Genomic DNA, 18,238 nt, shown 5'->3' with positions numbered 1-18,238 from the left:
GCTCGCCGGGGGTAGGGATAACCGATGAAACATCCACGCTTTTTAATCTCAATAATCGCCATGGGGCTATTGGGGCTGGCCAGCGCCAATGCCGCAGACAATCCCCATAAAGATGCCATTGCAGGCCCCTTTACCCAAGGGTCACAAGTCACGGCACAATGTGTTGAGTGCCATGAAGATCACGCTAAAGACTTTATGAAATCATCCCACTGGACATGGGAATTGGAACAAGTACTTCCTGAACGCACGGTTAAACGTGGCAAAAAAAACGCCATCAATAACTTTTGTACCTCAATTTCGGGTAACGAACCCAGATGTACTAGTTGCCATGCGGGTTATGGCTGGAAAGACGACAGTTTCGACTTCAGCGACATCACCAAGGTCGACTGCTTGGTCTGTCACGATACCACAGGGACTTATATTAAAGATCCAGCCGGTGCGGGTGAAGCGTTAGCCAAGGTCAACCTTGAGCGCGTAGCGCAAAATGTCGGTATGCCAGTACGAGATAACTGCGGTACTTGCCACTTCTATGGCGGCGGTGGAGATGCGGTTAAACATGGCGATCTCGACTCCTCGATGGCTTACCCAGATAAGGCAAGCGATGTCCATATGGACAGCGATGGCAACGACTTCCAGTGCCAAACCTGCCATGCTACCGAGCAACATCAAATCAGCGGTAATGCCATGGGTGTATCACCAGGCGGCACTAATGACATTGGCTGTGAAAGCTGCCATGAAGCTGCGCCTCACAGCAACAAACGCCTTAACACCCATACCGCTAGCGTGGCTTGTCAGACATGCCATATCCCCTTCTTTGCGCGCAATGAGCCTACGAAGATGAGCTGGGATTGGTCTACTGCAGGTAGCGATCAAGAAGAAACCGTCGATGAAAATGGCAAGCACACCTTTATGAAGAAAAAAGGCAGCTTCGTTTGGAAGAAGATGGTGGCTCCTGAATATGCTTGGTATAACGGCAAAGCCGATGCCTACATGGTCGGCGATAAAATGGACCCCACCAAGATAACTAAACTGACTTACCCCATAGGCGATATTACCGACGCTACCGCTAAGATCTATCCGTTCAAAGTACACAGAGGCAAACAGATCTACGACAAGAAACAAAATATCTTTGTCACGGCCAAGGTTTATGGCAAAGGCGGCTACTGGAAAGACTTCGACTGGGATAAAGCCGCGAAGTTAGGTATGGAAGCTAACCAAGCATTAACGGAGCAAGGTATCAAGTACAGTGGCGAACATGGCTTTGCTGAAACCGAAATGTGGTGGCGTATCAACCATATGGTATCGCCATCAGATCAAGCCCTTAAATGTAACGACTGCCACAACAAAGGCACTCGCATGGATTGGCAAGCCTTAGGTTATGACGGCGACCCAATGAAAAACAAACAAGGAGTCAGACGCGAAAAATAGGTCTAGATTCATGAGCCCTACCGCTAACAGGTAGCACCGTTATCGCCTTAAGCCATATGGCCAATTCGACACAGTTTTTTTATCGAGTTGGCCATTTTGTCTCACACCCTCGTCAACCATGGCTATATAAGCTGTTTAATCCTATGAATAACCACAAAAAATGTGGCATTAAAATTGCGTTATTAAGAGACCATTTTCTGCGGCAAGCTATATGAGTTGTAATAGCAACAGATTGAAATACATTAATCAATTTACAGGTGAATTCGGCGGAGCTTTTGCCGATTTAGGCACTTTTTTACCTTTAGTGCTAGGGCTTATCGCCCTGAACCACTTCTCAGCTCAAGGGATCTTTATCGGCTTTGGCCTGTTCGCCTTATTTAGCGCCTTCTACTACCGCAGGCCGATACCTGTACAACCGATGAAGGTGATTGCCGCGCTGGTCATCGCCCAAGGGTTAACCCCCGGCATGCTGCAAGCCAGTGGCATGATGATGGGCGGTATTTTACTGCTGTTAGCCTACAGCGGTGCCATTACCTGGATGGCTAAACAGTTGTCACCCGCCATCAGTATTGGTATACAGCTGGCCATAGGTTTACAACTGATTTGGATGGGCGCCCAGATGATGAGCGACACCTGGCTCATCGGCATCTTGGCCTTTAGCGCCCTGTTTGCTAGCCGTTTCTTACCCCTGCCCTACCTTGTGATGCCTTTAGTGTTAGTGCTCGGGATTGTATGGCAATATTACAGCGGCTTCGCCCCTAGCTTTACACTCGCGGCCAGCAACGATTGGCAACTGGGCTGGCCCAGTATGCAAGAGTGGACCTCCGCTGCCGGATTATTAGTCCTTCCGCAGCTGGCACTGACACTCACCAATGCGGTGATCGCCACCTCGGCAATGGCAAAAGAAAAATTTCCCCACGATGCCAATCATCACACAGACAGATTCTCACCTAAACGACTCGCCACCAGCTCTGGCTGGGCCAACCTGCTATTAGCGCCTTTTGGCGCAGCCGCCATGTGCCATGGCGCAGGAGGGCTAGCGGTGCAATATCATTTTGGCGCCAGAACCTGGCTCGCTCCCGCCCTATTTGGTAGTAGCTGTCTACTCATCGCCCTATGTTGGGGTGAGGGTATCGCGAGCCTACTGTCACTTATCCCCTTAGCGGTGCTGGGCAGCTTGCTTGCTATTGCAGGAGTACAATTGGCATGGTCAAAACGCTTTATCGACGGCAAACCCTTTTGTATTTTTGTCATCCTCTCGACTGCGGCGGTGTGTTTATTTGTCAACACTGCAGCAGGCTTAGCGGCAGGAATGATATTAGAGATGGGACGTCGTCAATGGCACACCATTAACGATTTACGTTCATGACCATTTGCTGATAATCCCGTCGGCCAGTGCTCAGTGAGCACCGCATTACTTAAGATAGGATAACTCAGTTTGCAACCGCAATAACTGCTGCCGCTCACTCTGCAGTTTATGTTGGTACTTCATCACCTTGTCTTGTTTGCCTTCGGCCTTGGCTTCCTCTAATGCTTGGGTATACTCGGCAATATCTTGGTTAACATCGTCAATATCCTCAATCAACTCCTGGCGTAACGATGCATTGTTGCAGTTAGCTTTAGCCTCTTCAAGTGCCTTAGTTAACCCATTAACTTTATGGTAGTTATTCTGTTTTTTAGCCTGTGCTAGCTGGGTTTCAATTTCACAAAATTTCCTTTCACAACCGATTAAATGAGTGCAATCGCTCGATGCCATGACAACCGACGATGGCAACAGCATTAAGGCCGAAACCGCTAACATCTTTTTAATACTTAATATTTTCATCGATATAACCTCTTTATGGTGGCACTAGCTAATAATAAATAGGGTTGCTGACGCTTATTTCAAGATCAACATTAGCCTCATGCCAGAAACAAAGATGCCGATGAAGCTAATCCTCATCGGCATCTACCAACACTATTGGCTAAAAGCTATTGCCAGCTAATGGCCAAATCAACAATTGACCATCAAATTGGCGGTTAGCTAATTCTTTGGCGAACCGCTTCAAATAAACAAATCCCCGTCGCGACCGATACGTTTAAACTCGAAACGCTGCCCGACATTGGGATAGAGGCAAGTGAATCACAGCTCTCTCGAGTCAAACGACGCAGACCTTTATCTTCGGCGCCCATGGCGATGGCTAGCGGTCCTTTAAGGTCGGCTTGATACAGATTATGCTCGGCTTCGCCTGCTGCACCAATGATCCAAATCCCCTTGTCTTGCAGGCTCTTCATGGTACGTGCGAGGTTAGTCACCTGAAACAGTGGCACCACTTCAGCCGCGCCGCATGCTACCTTGCTAACCGTTGGGGTTAAGCCAGCCGAGTTATCGCGTGGCACGATGACACCGTGAACACCTGCGGCATCAGCGTTACGTAAACAGGCCCCCAGATTATGCGGGTCGGTAACGCCATCTAGGATGAGCAAAAATGGGGTGTCGGTCTTTTCCACTAAGGCTAACAGATCGTTGTCGTTAAGCTGTTTAACCGCTTTAACGCGAGCCAAAATCCCCTGATGTTGGGTGCTACCCGCCTTCTCATCAAGCGCCTTACGCGATGTTTTTTGAATCGACACACCATACTGGGCGGCGATTTCAAGTAGTGGGGTTAAACGTTGATCATCACGACCTTGCAATACCCACATCTCAATCACACGTTCGGGACTATGGTTAAGCACTGCTTCAAGCGCATGAATGCCGAAGGTGATATCTTGTTTTTTCATTAATATATTTTCTCTTATTACTGCGCTTATTACTTAGTGACTTTACGCTTTACTGGCTTACGTTTTTTGGCGCCAGTTTTGGCTGCATCCGCTTTGGCTTTAGCTGCACCGCCTTTAGCCCCATTGGTTTTACGCTTGACGCCTGCCTTAGGCGTACCGGCTGCGGCCTTAGCGCTACTGCGTCGAGGTTTGCGGGCCGTTTTATCGCCAGTCCCTTTACCTTGCTTAGCACCTTCAAGGTTAACCCGTTCACGGGCGGTCAGCGGCTTATTACTCTTACCTCGCCTTGGCGAGCGTCCTTCATCACCAACCATCACAAGATCGATTTGGCGATCATCAAGATTCACGCTGGCCACTTTAACCGTCACCGGGTCGCCAATCTGGTACACCTGACCAGAGGCTTCGCCCACAAGGCGCTGACGCATATTATCGTAATGATAATAATCGCCACCTAAGCTAGAAATATGTACTAAACCATCAATAAACAAATCACTTAGGCGTACAAACAGACCAAAATGAGTCACCGAAGCGATCACTGCTTCAAAGGTATCCCCCACATGATCTCGCATAAACTCACATTTAAGCCAATCGCTGACATCTCGGGTCGCTTCATCGGCGCGGCGTTCAGTGGTTGAACACTCTTCGCCAAGTAGATCTAGCTCTTCAATCTGATAATGATAACCCCCATCTGGAGTCCATTTATCTTTGCCTTCCCCTCGCTCCTTGGCTAATAAATAGCGAATGACGCGGTGCAAGATAAGGTCAGGATAGCGGCGAATAGGCGACGTGAAGTGGGAATACTCCTCTAGCGCTAATCCAAAATGCCCTTGGTTATCTGGAGTATAAGTAGCTTGACGCATCGAGCGCAGCAACATTACCTGTATCAGTTCGGCATCGGGGCGGTCGGCTATCTGCTCCATTAAGGCTTGGTAATCACCAGGAGTAGGCTCTAAACCGCCGCCCATGGTCAATCCACGCTCTTTAAGGAAGTCCTTAAAATTAGTGAGTTTTTGTTCAGATGGCGCCTCGTGCACCCGATACAACACTTCACCTTTATGCTTTTGCACAAATTTAGCCGAGGCAACGTTGGCCAAAATCATACATTCTTCAATGATTTTATGGGCCTGATTACGATGACGCGGCTCAATACGCTCAATCTTACGATCGGCGTTAAACACAAACTGGGTCTCGGTGGTTTCAAAGGCAATGGCGCCGCGCTTAGCGCGGTTTTGCTCTAAGACCAGATACAAAGACTGCAGCGTCTGTAGATGCGGGAAGATAGGTTTAAGCTCATCGCTCACCTCACCACCTTCGAGCATATCGGCAACTTGGGTATAGGTTAAACGTGCGTGAGAGTGCATCACCGCTGGGTAAAACTTATAACCCGACAGTTTACCTGTGGCTGAGATGGTCATTTCTGCGACCATGCACAAGCGATCGACCCCAGGATTGAGTGAGCACAGGCCGTTTGACAGCTTCTCAGGCAACATAGGGATCACTTGCGATGGGAAGTAAACCGAGTTACCCCGCGCACGCGCCTCTTGATCCAGCGCCGATTCGGTGCGCACATAATGACTCACATCGGCAATGGCAACCCATAAGCGCCAGCCACCGCTTTTTTTAGTTTCGGCATAAACGGCATCATCGAAATCGCGAGCATCTTCACCGTCAATGGTCACCAAAGGCAACTTACGCAGATCGACACGACCTTGCTTTTCCTCTTCGGTTACCTCATCGGGGATCTTGCGCAGTTTCTTTTCGATAGCGCTCGACCAAGTGTGGGGAAGATCGTAATTACGTAATGCAATTTCTATCTCCATACCGGGTGCCATCTCTTTGCCTAACACTTCAACCACTTTACCGGCAGCCTTGATATGGCGACCTGGGCGACGGGTTAACTCGACCACCACTACATCGCCTTGACGGGCGCCGTTGCGATCTTCGTTAGGGATTAAAATCTCTTGGGTGATACGTTTGTCATCGGCGATGACAAAGGCCATGCCTGAGTCGATATGAAAACGGCCCACCAATGGGGCGGTGCGCTGATGAGTTAGGCGCACAATACGTGCTTCGCCACGCCCTTTTCTATCGACGCCAGCTTTTTGAGCTAAAACCTTATCACCGTGAAAATACATCAACATGTCACGGTTATTGATATAAAGGTCATCACCCCCTTCGTCGAGCTTCAAAAAGCCAAAACCATCGCGGTGGCCAATCACAGTACCGCTGAGTAGGTCCATGCGCTCAGGTAAGCCATAGGCTTGCCCGCGCGTAAAGACTAGCTCACCATCACGTTCCATCGCACGTAGACGACGACGCAATGCTTCTAATTGCTCTTCATCAACAATGTTGAGTGCAGATGCAATTTTTTCGCGATTGAGGGGTGATTTCTGTGAGCGCAAGTATTCTAAAATATACTCACGGCTAGGGATGGGGTTGTCGTACTTCTGTTGTTCACGCTTTAAATGCGGATCGTTGATCATTCAATATCCAAAATGTCAGCCCATGCTTAATTGCTTGGGGCAATTACCGGGATCTCAGATGCTCCTGCTTTGCCCTCTTAACTGCACTGGCGGGCATTTTTGCTTCTAGCACCATCAATAATTGTAAGGCTTGTTGTTTCGTCGCCTCATCACTAAATACATCATTATATAGCCAATGATAACCCATTTCGTAATCTCGTGGGCTACCATAGCCTTCGCCAAACAATCTCACTAACATCATACGTGCAGGAAGATCGCCACTGGCGGCAGCAGGCAGTGTGTATTGCACTGCACGCTCTTTATCTTGGATGACAAACTTACCATCTCGGTAATATTCGGCAATCCTAACCATGGCTTCGGCGCTACCTTGTTCGGCGGCATCGCGAAGCAATGAAATACCCCTTGGCGGATTGGCGGTCACGCAAATCCCATAATTGAGCATTTCGGCCCAAAGGTACTGATACAACGGTTGTTTCAGCACTTCGGCACGGGCCTCGATATCTTGCAGTAACTGGCAGTCGTCACTGGTGACTCGAGTGAGATACGATTTATCTCGTATCATATCAATCAATTGTTCTTGGCTGTAAACTTCAACAGCCTCGGTATCTGCGTAGCTGGTTAAAGATAAGGAACTCAAAATAATAAAGAATAACAATCGTAGCATAACAAAATTCTCTATATCGATTTCGCGCCCAGTATCACCTGTAGGAATACAGTCATTGGGCAGTATAACTTATCTTATCGGCAGCAGCGCATATACCTTAATAACGCTCGGCTATATATAGCCGTTTCTTTTACCTGACTCAATAAAAAGGCCGCTTAACGCGGCCCTTATTATTAACTAAACGGATTCACTAGAATCATGGTCTCGTTTCTATCGGGACCCGTTGAGATAATATCGACTGGCGTTTCCAGCAACTCTTCAAGACGCTTAATGTAGTTCAATGCCGCTTGTGGCAATTGCTCAACAGAAGTAGCGCCGAAAGTGGATTCACTCCACCCTGGCATGGTTTCGAGTACAGGTGTTACCTGATCGTAACCTTCAGCCGCCAGAGGAGTCGTTGTTGCTACGGTACCATCTGGGTATTGGTAGCCAACACAGATCTTAACTTCTTCTAGTCCGTCTAAAACGTCTAGTTTAGTTAAGCAGAAACCGCTAACACTGTTGATTTGCACGGCGCGCTTCATTGCGACAACGTCTAACCAACCTGGACGACGCTTACGACCAGTAGTGGCACCGAACTCGTGACCCTTAGTACCTAAGTAGTCGCCGATTTCGTTTTTCAATTCCGTTGGGAAAGGACCTGCACCAACACGAGTAGTGTATGCCTTCATGATACCCAAAACGTAATCTAGGTGACGTGGACCAAATCCTGAACCCGTTGCAACACCACCAGCGGTAGTATTAGAAGAGGTTACAAACGGATAAGTACCATGGTCGATATCTAGTAACGTGCCTTGAGCACCTTCAAATAGAATTGGTTCGCCAGCTTTGCGTGCCTGATCAAGCAGCTCAGATACGTCTGTACACATGCTCTTCAAGTAATCAGCAATTGCTAGAGCATCTTTCAATGTCTCTTCGTAATCAACTGCTTCGCACTTGTAGTAATCAGTCAGCATGAAGTTATGGTAAGCCATGACTTCTTTCAGTTTAACGGCAAACAATTCTGCATCAAACAGATCGCCTACACGTAAACCGCGACGAGAGACTTTGTCTTCGTATGCTGGACCAATACCACGACCCGTAGTACCAATAGCATTATTGCCACGCGCTTTTTCGCGAGCGACATCTAATGCGCAATGGAATGGAAGGATCAAAGGACACGCTTCAGAGATAAGTAGACGTTCCTCTACAGGTACGCCACGCTCTTTAAGCATGTTGATCTCAGTCATCAGAGCGTCAGGTGCTAGCACCACGCCATTACCAATAATGCATTTTACATTATCGCGTAAAATCCCTGATGGAATAAGATGAAGAACGGTTTTGTCACCATCGATTACCAGTGTGTGACCCGCATTGTGGCCACCTTGGTAACGAACGACATATTTAGCCTGTTCGGTAAGTAGATCGACTATCTTACCCTTTCCTTCGTCACCCCATTGGGTGCCGAGAACTACGACGTTTTTGCCCATTATTTGCTGCAAGGTAGTGGTTAAAACGGGATTTTAGCAGATCTTAGGGGGGAAGTGGCAAGTAATTTATGAAAAAATAATCAATATGATCACCCCAGCAGTGACTAAACTACCACCCAACCTCTGAAGAAGGCTTTGATTTTGATTGGAAATTTCTTGTAAGTAAGCACGCCAACGATTAGGGAATAATAAAGGCCCAATACCTTCGATAACCAGCACTAAACCGAGCGCAAGCATGATTAATTGCAGTGACATAAACAGCGTTCCTTAAACAGGACAATGAAATAATCTCAACGCTAAAAATAGCAGAATTTAGTCATAAAAAAACCCAGCATAATGCTGGGCTTTTTGAATTTTCGAAGCGAAATATTAACGCTTAGAGAATTGTGGCTTACGACGTGCTTTACGTAGACCCACTTTCTTACGCTCAACTTTACGAGCATCACGGGTAACGAAACCAGCAGCGCGTAGAGATGGACGTAGAGCTTCATCAAGTTCCATCAGTGCACGAGTGATACCGTGACGGATTGCACCTGCTTGGCCAGTGGTTCCACCGCCTTTAACAGTTACATAGATGTCTAGCTTGTCAGTCATTTCAACTAGCTCTAGAGGTTGACGAACAACCATACGAGCAGTTTCACGACCAAAGTATTCGTCAAGTGGACGTTGGTTCACGACGATGTTACCACTACCTGCTTTAGCGAATACGCGAGCAGTTGATGTTTTGCGACGGCCAGTGCCGTAGTACTGAGTTGCAGCCATTTGCTTAATCCTGTTTAGATATCAAGAACTTGAGGTTGTTGTGCAGCGTGGTTATGTTCTGTACCAGCGTAAACTTTAAGTTTACGGAACATGGCACGTCCTAAAGGACCTTTAGGTAACATACCCTTAACTGCTTTCTCGATGATCATTTCAGGCTTATGATCTTGCAGCTTTTCAAAGGTGATCTGCTTGATGCCACCAATGAAACCAGAGTGCGAGTAGTACACTTTGCCTTTCGCTTTATTACCAGTAACAGTAACTTTCTCAGCGTTGATAACGATGATGTAATCGCCAGTGTCAACGTGCGGTGTATACTCTGGCTTGTGCTTACCACGTAAACGGGTAGCAATTTCAGTAGCGATACGACCTAAAGTTTTACCTTCAGCGTCAACAACATACCAGTCGCGAGTAACGGTTTCTGGTGTAGCAGTAAAAGTAGTCTTCATTTACAAAAACCCAATGTTAAAATTCTGTCTCACATGCCGTCATTCATTATTAAATAACAACACAAAAAGTGCCATTCCCCGCCCCTTCGAGCAAAGAATAAGGCTTTACAACTTCCACCGTATAGATGGAGTAACGAGGGCAGGTCGCGAATTATAGACAAAGCTGAGTTAAAAATCATCTAATTTTTTAGCTAATTTAAATGATTTACCCAGCGTTACGCTAATCGCACTTAGGTAACCAATAAATTAATCGTTATTTTGATTACCTTACTCATTATCGCGCCATTCATGACGCGTAACTCATTGGGATAATCAACGTTTATAAACCGATATCTTTAAGGGAGGTGTTCCAATGCTAAATAATCATGGGATTGCATTTCAATAAGGCGTGAGCGACAGCGCCTAAATTCAAATGAGAGTAAACCCTCGGTATAGATCTGTTCCAACTCAACTTCAGCCGAGATGATTAATTTTACGTTGCGCTCATAAAACTCATCGACCATGGCGAGGAATCGCCGAGCAATATCATCGCCTGTCGTATTGCTACCCATCTGCTCTACTCCGCTGAGCAATACCGTATGATAAAGACACGCCAACTCCATATAATCGCGTTGGCTACGGGGACCATCACACAGGTCTCGAAAGTTGATGAGCAGCACACCTTGCGCTTGCTGACGTATGGTGATTTCGCGGCCATCGATATCAATTGGCGCGTAAGATATTTCTGACTCTGGCGCTAACTGAGCAAAATAACTCAGCAAATTTTTATCGGCCTGTGGATCAAGGGGGTAGTGGTATATTTCGGCTTGCTCTAAAGTGCGCAAACGGTAATCGATACCACTATCAACATTTAAAATTTCACAATGTTTATTAATCAAGGCTATCGCCGGTAAGAAACGGGCACGCTGCAGTCCATTTCGGTACAACTCATCGGGAATAATATTGGAGGTAGCAACTAATACCACTCCTTCAGCGAAGAGGGCTTCAAATAACGTACCGAGCAGCATAGCATCGGTAATATCAGAGACGAAAAACTCATCAAAACAGATCACCTGATAACGTTCGGCCATCCGCTTAGCAATCACCAATAAGGGATCTCGTTGACCTTTTAACCCATCTAAATCTAAGTGGATCTGGTGCATGAAACGATGAAAATGGGCACGCAACTTTTTATCACCCGGCAAGGCATCATAAAAGGTGTCCATCAAATAGGTTTTACCACGCCCCACGCCGCCCCAAAGATATAGGCCTTTGACTTGGGAAGTTGATTTATCCATAAAACCAAATAATTTTGCCAATCCTTTAGGCGGCTGCTGGCTTACTATCAGTTCATCATAGACACGTTGCAGCGACTTAACCGCTTGCTCTTGAGCGGGATCATGGGAGAAATCTGTTCGCTGTAAATCTTGCTGGTAATGCTCCCAGGGAGTGAGATGTGACACGTGAAATATTCTCTTCTATCCTTAAATCAACGAGGCGATGTTAGCACGAGCAATGCTAAATCTCATAAATATCTACTTAATTCGATCTAGTCAACATCAAGCAACACCCAAGCATAAGCCACTGATTAAACTAGCTAAACCATTAAAATGCGTTCATTTAGATTTAAGGCGCATACGTTGTACGTTAGTCTAAAATAACAACTACACTAGAACGGCGATACACTTAATGAGTGGAGCCTCTACAAATCATAACCACATTGAGGGATGACTCGGCGGCAAGGATTCAGCACTTTTAGGTAAGCGTACCTAAGTCATACCGCTCAGATTAAAGACAGCAAAACAGTGCCATGAAATACTCGCCACAAATGCAATACAACCATTAGCAAGGTGCTAAATGAATGGCAAAAAAATTAACCTTTGTTAATCAAGCTGAACTTTGCGTAATCGAGTACAGTCGGAGTGAGTAGCAGATTTAAGATTAATGACTTGATATGAGATAAATCAACCTTATATCTATGATTATCATAAGTCCATTATCCCAACTATTGGAGTCATGACATAAATGAAAACAAAATTATCACTACTATCAGCAGCGTTATTAGGTGCTAGCCTCATGGTGATGCCTGTCGTCTCTCAGGCAGCGATTCCATTAGCCGTGGGTGGTCAAGAGCTCCCAAGCCTAGCGCCTATGTTAGAAAAAACCACCCCTGCGGTGGTAGCCGTGGCGGTATCGGGAACCCACGTATCTAAGCAACGACTACCCGATGCGTTTCGTTATTTCTTTGGCCCTAATGCCCCACGTGAACAAGTACAAGAACGCCCATTTAAAGGCTTAGGCTCGGGGGTGATTATCGATGCTGACAAAGGTTATATCGTCACCAATAATCACGTAATCGATGGCGCAGACGAGATCTTAATCGGCCTACATGACGGCCGTGAAATTGAAGCTAAATTAATTGGGGCGGATGCCGAATCCGATATAGCCCTATTACAGATAAAAGCGAAAAACTTGGTGGCATTAAAGCGTGCCGACTCTGATGAACTTAGAGTAGGTGACTTTGCCGTAGCCATTGGTAATCCCTTTGGTCTTGGGCAAACCGTCACTTCAGGTATTGTCAGTGCCATGGGTCGCTCTGGACTGGGTATTGAGATGCTAGAAAACTTCATTCAAACCGATGCGGCTATTAACAGCGGTAATTCGGGTGGAGCCCTAGTCAACCTTAATGGCGAACTTATCGGTATCAATACTGCGATTGTGGCTCCTGGCGGCGGTAACGTAGGTATTGGCTTTGCGATTCCAGCCAACATGGTCAACAATCTCGTTGAGCAGATCATCGAACATGGCGAAGTACGCCGTGGAGTACTTGGTGTCAGTGGACGCGATCTCGATAAAGCCCTAGCCGAAGGTTTTGGCTTAGAAACCCAACATGGTGGTTTCGTTAATGAGGTGATGCCAGATAGCGCCGCCGATAAAGCGGGTATTAAGGCTGGGGATATTATCATCAGCGTTAACGATAAGCCCATTAAGTCGTTCCAAGAATTACGCGCCAAAGTCGCCACCATGGGAGCGGGCGCCAAAGTGAAATTAGGGCTTATCCGTGATGGCGATAAAGAAACCGTAACCGCCACCTTGGGTGAGGCTAATCAATCAAGTGAAACCGCAGCAGGAGCCGTACACCCTATGCTAGCCGGTGCAACACTTGAAAATGTGAAGAGAGGTGTTGAAATAACCGAAATAGCCCAAGGCTCTCCTGCGGCAGCCAGTGGCTTGCTCAAAGGCGATATTATTGTCGGTATAAATCGTACCCGAATAGATGATCTTAAAGCCCTTAAAGCAGAGCTCAAAGATTCCACGGGGGTGGTGGCACTAAAAATATTACGTGACGGCAATAGCCTCTATCTCGTACTACGTTAAACGCTCCCCTAATAGAGGAGGTGATAATATCATTATCGCCTCCTTTGTTTTTACTAAGCTTATATTGCTGCAATTACCTGACATAGCTAATAGTGCACTATAAATAAACATGTTAATCTTACTCAACTTTTCTCCTACTTCATTTAATAATGACTCTTAAAGACACTGCGATATATATTGGCAAAGCTGTATTTTTTGGGCTGATCATGGCTGGCGTCTTTTTGATCCTTACCCCCTTGCTGACTGGACAACACTCGAGTGGCAATCTGTTTCAGTCACGCGGTAAACAAGGTATTGAGTTGTCATTTTCACACGCTGTTCGTCAGGCAGCCCCCGCTGTCGTGAATATCTACAGCCTGAGCATAGACCAAAATCAACCATTAAACTCTGGAGCGCTACAAGGGCTGGGCTCAGGCGTTATCATGAGTAAAGCGGGCTACATACTGACAAACTACCATGTGATTAAAAAAGCCGATGAAATCGTGGTCGCTTTGCAAGATGGTCGCAAGTTTACCTCTGAAGTGGTGGGATCTGATCCTGTAACCGACTTGGCAGTCTTAAAAATCGAAGGTGACAGCCTGCCAATCGTCCCAATTAACCTTGAGATACCTGCACAAGTGGGTGATGTGGTGTTAGCCATAGGCAATCCGTACAATTTAGGCCAAACCATTACACAAGGCATCATTAGTGCTACCGGGCGCAATGGCCTCAGCTCGCGTTACCTCGACTTTCTACAAACCGATGCTGCCATCAATGCAGGTAACTCTGGCGGGGCACTTATCGACACCAGCGGTCAACTGATTGGCATTAATACCGCCGCATTTCAGGTGGGTGGTGAAGGTGGTGGACATGGGATTAACTTCGCGATCCCTATAAAATTAGCTCACAGCATTATGGGTAAGTTGATAAAAGATGGTCGCGTCATCCGTGGTGCATTAGGTATTACAGGCGAACCTATCAACCCAGTGATGGCACAAATTCTTAATCTGCCCGATCTGACAGGGGTATTGATAACCGATATTGATCGCCAAGGCCCTGCTGCCTTTGCCAAGCTCAGACCCAGTGATGTGATAACCAAGTTTAACGACGAAGTGGTGCCAGGCGTTGAGATGCTGATGGACAGAATTGCAGAAACCCCACCGGGGACCAAAGTCACTATGACCATCATACGTAACGGCCAATACTTCGATGTACCCGTGACAATAGGTGAAAGCATTTAGATAAATGTGTTTAGGTGAAAGCCTTGCCTAATTGCGGTGTCATCAAGCCTAAGTTGATGGCTAACAATCAGTAAGTAACGGTGAGTACGTAAGACTCATTAAGGTCAGCAGTTGCTGACCTTAACTATGCTAGTGGTCACAGTCCCCCTAACGTCTTAAATAAAACCCGCTCAACTAACAACCTAGATTCAAGTAAAATTGCAGGCCTAGCTTAATGGGTTGCCATCGCTCTATTAATCTGAGTACTACTTCTTTTGTTCGCGATAAAATAGGTACAGCCAAAAGCTACATTCGAGCAGCACACCAGCGACGATAAAGAGCAATGCACCTAAATGAAGGCCTATGACATAGCAGCCCAATGCCGCTAGCAGTAACACAATTAATATCATTATCCTTTTGCCGTGTGTCATATACTCTCCTTAGTATGATGAATCCGTCATATTAGCCTAGCATTATCAACCCTCATTTTAAGTCATTGTTATTGATAGAGTAGTGACAAAAAGTGAAGTGACATATCCACCTTAGCCTACTATGACACACTCTGTATAGCATTGACTTTGACAGCAAAATAGGACACTCGATAGCAAAAAGCCACCTAACTACCGGTGGCTTTAATACTCATGCAAACGAATCGCTAGGGGGATTAACTCACTCTCACCACTTCACCACCGAGCCCTTTAAACTTATCTTCGATATGCTCATAGCCTCTGTCGAGATGATAAATACGATCGACCGTAGTGATGCCATCGGCAACTAAACCCGCAATGACCAAGCTGGCAGAGGCGCGTAGATCTGTCGCCATCACCTGAGCGCCATTAAGCTTTTCAATACCTTGAATAATACAGGTATTGCCTTCAAGTTCCATCGTCGCCCCCATACGGATAAGTTCAGGAACATGCATGAAGCGATTTTCAAAAATCGTTTCTGTAATGGTCGCGGTACCATCGGCTAAGGCGTTAAGCACGCAAAACTGCGCCTGCATATCGGTAGGGAAACCAGGATAAGGCATGGTCTTGATATTCACCGCCTTAGGGCGTTTACCTTGCATATCGAGTTCAATCCAATCATCACCTGTACTGATATGCGCGCCGGCATCTTCAAGTTTGGCGAGCACGGCTTCTAGGGTTGACGGATCGGCAGCACTGCAGCGGATCTTACCGCGCGTTACCGCTGCCGCAACCAAGAAACTGCCCGTTTCGATACGATCAGGCATGACACGATAGTGACAACCATTTAATTGTTCGACGCCTTGAATACGAATAGTGTCGGTACCTGCGCCACGAATATTCGCGCCCATAGCGATTAAACAGTTGGCAAGATCGATCACTTCTGGCTCACGTGCGGCGTTCTCAATCACAGTCTCACCATCGGCAAGTGCGGCGGCCATCAATAAGTTTTCGGTGGCACCAACGCTGATCATATCCATAAAGATATGTGCACCTTTTAAGCGGCCATCGACACGAGCCTTGATGTAACCCTCTTTCACCTCAATTGTAGCGCCCATCTGCTCTAAACCATGCAGATGCAAGTTAACTGGGCGCGCGCCAATAGCGCAACCGCCAGGCAATGACACATCGGCAGTGCCATAACGTGCCAATAATGGGCCTAAAATTAAGATCGAAGCCCGCATGGTTTTCACCAATTCATAGGGCGCACAAAACTCATTAAGATGAGTGGTAGAGATGGTGATTTCGCCACTGTCGTCCCGCTTAACATCAGCCCCTAAGCAACGTAATAGTTCGCAGCTGGTATTAACGTCTCTGAGATTGGGCACATTGCTGACGACAAAATCTGTCTGGGCTAAGACACCCGCCATCAAAATGGGCAGCGCGGCATTTTTGGCTCCAGAAATAACAACTTCACCGGCCAATGCACCACTGGCCTGAATTTTTAGTTTATCCACAATGACTCTCTACGCTGGCATGTTGAAGATTTTTTCACGCTTCCATTGCGTTGGAGTAAATGCATTTATCGTGATGGCGTGCAATGCACCGCTAGTCACTTGTTCCATCAAGGGGGCATAAATCATCTGCTGCTGTTTCACTCGGCTAGCGCCATCGAAACACTCACCTACGGCAACAATTTTATAATGGGTGCCATCTTGAGTCACGTGTACTTCTTCTAGAGATAGCGCTTCTGTCAGAAGCTGCTCAATCGCTTTACATTCCATGAACGGGTAACCTTTAATTGGCTTCTTCGACGAAGAAGTCTTGTAAATCATATAAATCAATCAATTTTTGTAATTGCAGCGGTGCCTGGCTCAAGGTTAATGAACCACCGCCTTGACGCTGTTGTGCCATCAATTGCAGCAGCAATGCCNCCCCCGCCGTATCGGCATAGGTGATACCAGATAGATTGAGCTGCGATACCTCTGAAGTGAGCAACTGCTCAACCTCAGGCCAATGCGCGATCACCGCTTGCTGTGACAACTCGCCGCACACCAAGCAAGTGCTGCCTTCGTTGTTAAACATCAGCATTACAGCTTAGTCTCCAATTTGCCTAAGCTAATGTGGTTACTGGTGTGCGTCTGTAACTCTTCAATCACTGAATCAATACCATTTTGGCGGATCAAGTTAGAGATTTCAGCACTCTTTGAAGAGAGTAAACTCACCCCTTCAGCGACAAGATCAAACGCCTTCCAGCTATCGTCTTTAAGGCGACGTACTCTAAACTGCAGCTTAATAGGCGGACGACCTTGCTCGATAATCTGTACATTGACGTCGACCATTTTTTCATCGGCAAAACTTCTTGCCGGCGCAAATTCCACTTTCTGGTTCGTATACTCAGTAAATGCTTGAGCATAGGTGGCGATTAAGTAGGTCTTAAAAGCCTCGGCAAAACGATCACGTTGATCTGGCGTGCTCTGACGTAAATAGGAGCCCATCACCTTGTAAGCAGCATATTTATAATCGACATAAGGCATCAACTCATCCGAGACTATCACCTTAAGGTGGTCAGGATTGGCCTTAATTATGTCAATATCCTGATGAAAACGGGCAAAAGTCTTATTGGCTACCGATTCCACCATGGCATAGGGATTTTGGGTATTCACCTCTGGGTCGGCAGCATAGCTGACAGAGCTAACTAAATACGCCATGCAGGCAAAAATGACTTTGCATAACTGTTTCATAATGATCCCTATTAATTGTCTTTCGATTTAACACTATATAAAAACTGGCCGATCAGATCTTCGAGCACTAACGCGGAATGGGTATCGTCGATATAGTCGCCCTCTTGCAGCATGCCGATATCGTCCATCACAAACCCGGGGGTCAGCCCTAAAAACTGCTCACCTAATAAGCCTGACGTTAAAATAGACAGGCTACTGGTTTCTGGAAACTGCTCATACTGCTTATCCATCGCCAATTCGACCACGGCCACCAGCTCAGTTGGATCTAAGCTGATTTGAGTCACACGTCCAACTACGACGCCACCGACTTTAACTGGTGAGCGCACTTTAAGACCACCAATATTGGTGAATTTGGCATATAGGGTGTAATGGCTTTGCCCTGGTTTAACTTCGATGTTAGCCACATTAAACACCAACACTAAAAACGCCATCAAACCAGACAAAATAAACACGCCCACTAATAGTTCAATTTTCCGAGTCAACATACTCTCATACCACTCAATTCTATACGTACCGCGA

19 protein-coding genes are annotated in these 18,238 nt (G+C 46.6%); 4 read left to right on the top strand and 15 right to left on the bottom strand.

Features of this window, described 5'->3' with window-relative positions; genetic code table 11:
• Nucleotides 1–60 precede the first annotated feature (60 nt).
• Nucleotides 61–1,428, top strand: coding sequence for a tetrathionate reductase family octaheme c-type cytochrome (locus DN599_RS00965; protein ID WP_239473226.1), 1,368 nt, complete (start codon nt 61–63; stop codon nt 1,426–1,428).
• 211 nt (nt 1,429–1,639) lie between these two features.
• Nucleotides 1,640–2,797, top strand: a complete 1,158-nt coding sequence (locus tag DN599_RS00960) for a putative sulfate/molybdate transporter (RefSeq protein ID WP_110455791.1) — start codon at nt 1,640–1,642, stop codon at nt 2,795–2,797.
• Nucleotides 2,798–2,842: 45 nt separating this feature from the next.
• Here the strand turns inward: DN599_RS00960 and DN599_RS00955 are convergent, their stop codons facing one another.
• The 9 genes from DN599_RS00955 to zapE all read right to left on the bottom strand — a co-directional run bounded on the left by DN599_RS00955 (nt 2,843) and on the right by zapE (nt 11,454).
• A complete protein-coding gene (locus tag DN599_RS00955; protein ID WP_239473197.1) occupies nt 2,843–3,253 on the bottom strand; it encodes a DUF1090 domain-containing protein in 411 nt (136 codons plus the stop codon).
• Between the two features lie 194 nt (nt 3,254–3,447).
• The gene (rlmB, locus tag DN599_RS00950; protein WP_110455790.1) at nt 3,448–4,188 is read right to left on the bottom strand and encodes a 23S rRNA (guanosine(2251)-2'-O)-methyltransferase RlmB; all 741 of its coding nucleotides are present in this window, start codon (nt 4,186–4,188) and stop codon (nt 3,448–3,450) included.
• A 29-nt stretch (nt 4,189–4,217) separates the two neighbouring features.
• A complete protein-coding gene (rnr, locus tag DN599_RS00945; protein WP_110455789.1) occupies nt 4,218–6,671 on the bottom strand; it encodes a ribonuclease R in 2,454 nt (817 codons plus the stop codon).
• A 43-nt stretch (nt 6,672–6,714) separates the two neighbouring features.
• Entirely contained in the window at nt 6,715–7,335 is a 621-nt protein-coding gene (locus tag DN599_RS00940; protein ID WP_110455788.1) for a tetratricopeptide repeat protein, read from the bottom strand.
• Nucleotides 7,336–7,508: 173 nt separating this feature from the next.
• Entirely contained in the window at nt 7,509–8,804 is a 1,296-nt protein-coding gene (locus DN599_RS00935) for an adenylosuccinate synthase (protein WP_110455787.1), read from the bottom strand.
• Nucleotides 8,805–8,870: 66 nt separating this feature from the next.
• Nucleotides 8,871–9,059 (bottom strand): DUF2065 domain-containing protein, encoded by a 189-nt coding sequence (locus tag DN599_RS00930; protein WP_110455786.1) that lies wholly within the window; start codon nt 9,057–9,059, stop codon nt 8,871–8,873.
• 114 nt (nt 9,060–9,173) lie between these two features.
• Complete coding sequence (gene rpsI / locus DN599_RS00925; RefSeq protein ID WP_028762637.1) at nt 9,174–9,566, bottom strand: 30S ribosomal protein S9; 393 nt, start codon at nt 9,564–9,566, stop codon at nt 9,174–9,176.
• 14 nt (nt 9,567–9,580) lie between these two features.
• Nucleotides 9,581–10,012, bottom strand: coding sequence for a 50S ribosomal protein L13 (gene rplM / locus DN599_RS00920; RefSeq protein WP_110455785.1), 432 nt, complete (start codon nt 10,010–10,012; stop codon nt 9,581–9,583).
• 335 nt (nt 10,013–10,347) lie between these two features.
• Nucleotides 10,348–11,454, bottom strand: a complete 1,107-nt coding sequence (gene zapE / locus DN599_RS00915; RefSeq protein ID WP_110455784.1) for a cell division protein ZapE — start codon at nt 11,452–11,454, stop codon at nt 10,348–10,350.
• A gap of 562 nt (nt 11,455–12,016) precedes the next feature.
• Here zapE and degQ point away from each other — a divergent pair.
• Complete coding sequence (gene degQ / locus DN599_RS00910; protein WP_110455783.1) at nt 12,017–13,369, top strand: Do family serine endopeptidase DegQ; 1,353 nt, start codon at nt 12,017–12,019, stop codon at nt 13,367–13,369.
• 149 nt (nt 13,370–13,518) lie between these two features.
• On the top strand, nt 13,519–14,589 hold the full coding sequence (gene degS / locus DN599_RS00905; RefSeq protein ID WP_110455782.1) for an outer membrane-stress sensor serine endopeptidase DegS: 1,071 nt from the start codon (nt 13,519–13,521) through the stop codon (nt 14,587–14,589).
• A gap of 245 nt (nt 14,590–14,834) precedes the next feature.
• Here the strand turns inward: degS and DN599_RS18600 are convergent, their stop codons facing one another.
• The 6 genes from DN599_RS18600 to mlaD all read right to left on the bottom strand — a co-directional run bounded on the left by DN599_RS18600 (nt 14,835) and on the right by mlaD (nt 18,204).
• Nucleotides 14,835–14,999, bottom strand: a complete 165-nt coding sequence (locus DN599_RS18600; RefSeq protein ID WP_162599129.1) for a hypothetical protein — start codon at nt 14,997–14,999, stop codon at nt 14,835–14,837.
• A 233-nt stretch (nt 15,000–15,232) separates the two neighbouring features.
• Nucleotides 15,233–16,492, bottom strand: coding sequence for a UDP-N-acetylglucosamine 1-carboxyvinyltransferase (gene murA / locus DN599_RS00900; protein WP_110455781.1), 1,260 nt, complete (start codon nt 16,490–16,492; stop codon nt 15,233–15,235).
• A gap of 9 nt (nt 16,493–16,501) precedes the next feature.
• On the bottom strand, nt 16,502–16,759 hold the full coding sequence (locus DN599_RS00895; protein ID WP_110455780.1) for a BolA family protein: 258 nt from the start codon (nt 16,757–16,759) through the stop codon (nt 16,502–16,504).
• 13 nt (nt 16,760–16,772) lie between these two features.
• Nucleotides 16,773–17,060 carry an STAS domain-containing protein gene (locus DN599_RS00890; protein ID WP_476707461.1) on the bottom strand — a complete coding sequence of 96 codons (288 nt, stop codon included), beginning with the start codon at nt 17,058–17,060 and terminating at the stop codon, nt 16,773–16,775.
• Nucleotides 17,061–17,065: 5 nt separating this feature from the next.
• Nucleotides 17,066–17,722: an MlaC/ttg2D family ABC transporter substrate-binding protein gene (locus DN599_RS00885; RefSeq protein WP_420820850.1), complete on the bottom strand. Its 657-nt coding sequence runs from the start codon at nt 17,720–17,722 to the stop codon at nt 17,066–17,068.
• 8 nt (nt 17,723–17,730) lie between these two features.
• Complete coding sequence (gene mlaD, locus DN599_RS00880; RefSeq protein WP_110455777.1) at nt 17,731–18,204, bottom strand: outer membrane lipid asymmetry maintenance protein MlaD; 474 nt, start codon at nt 18,202–18,204, stop codon at nt 17,731–17,733.
• Nucleotides 18,205–18,238: the final 34 nt, after the last annotated feature.

Source organism: Shewanella algidipiscicola, from assembly GCF_900380485.1.
GTDB lineage: Bacteria > Pseudomonadota > Gammaproteobacteria > Enterobacterales > Shewanellaceae > Shewanella > Shewanella algidipiscicola.
This window is presented reverse-complemented; position numbering and strand designations above follow the sequence as displayed.

Bases quoted from the DNA above. Each gene is read 5' to 3' on its own strand.
- degS (WP_110455782.1), top strand. From the start codon at position 13,519: ATGACTCTTAAAGACACTGCGATATATATTGGCAAAGCTGTATTTTTT.
- DN599_RS00940 (WP_110455788.1), bottom strand. From the start codon at position 7,335: ATGCTACGATTGTTATTCTTTATTATTTTGAGTTCCTTATCTTTAACC.
- rpsI (WP_028762637.1), bottom strand. From the start codon at position 9,566: ATGGCTGCAACTCAGTACTACGGCACTGGCCGTCGCAAAACATCAACT.
- DN599_RS00935 (WP_110455787.1), bottom strand. From the start codon at position 8,804: ATGGGCAAAAACGTCGTAGTTCTCGGCACCCAATGGGGTGACGAAGGA.
- rnr (WP_110455789.1), bottom strand. From the start codon at position 6,671: ATGATCAACGATCCGCATTTAAAGCGTGAACAACAGAAGTACGACAAC.
- DN599_RS00930 (WP_110455786.1), bottom strand. From the start codon at position 9,059: ATGTCACTGCAATTAATCATGCTTGCGCTCGGTTTAGTGCTGGTTATC.
- rplM (WP_110455785.1), bottom strand. From the start codon at position 10,012: ATGAAGACTACTTTTACTGCTACACCAGAAACCGTTACTCGCGACTGG.
- rlmB (WP_110455790.1), bottom strand. From the start codon at position 4,188: ATGAAAAAACAAGATATCACCTTCGGCATTCATGCGCTTGAAGCAGTG.
- DN599_RS00895 (WP_110455780.1), bottom strand. From the start codon at position 16,759: ATGGAATGTAAAGCGATTGAGCAGCTTCTGACAGAAGCGCTATCTCTA.
- degQ (WP_110455783.1), top strand. From the start codon at position 12,017: ATGAAAACAAAATTATCACTACTATCAGCAGCGTTATTAGGTGCTAGC.
- DN599_RS00965 (WP_239473226.1), top strand. From the start codon at position 61: ATGGGGCTATTGGGGCTGGCCAGCGCCAATGCCGCAGACAATCCCCAT.
- DN599_RS00955 (WP_239473197.1), bottom strand. From the start codon at position 3,253: ATGAAAATATTAAGTATTAAAAAGATGTTAGCGGTTTCGGCCTTAATG.
- mlaD (WP_110455777.1), bottom strand. From the start codon at position 18,204: ATGTTGACTCGGAAAATTGAACTATTAGTGGGCGTGTTTATTTTGTCT.
- DN599_RS00960 (WP_110455791.1), top strand. From the start codon at position 1,640: ATGAGTTGTAATAGCAACAGATTGAAATACATTAATCAATTTACAGGT.
- DN599_RS18600 (WP_162599129.1), bottom strand. From the start codon at position 14,999: ATGACACACGGCAAAAGGATAATGATATTAATTGTGTTACTGCTAGCG.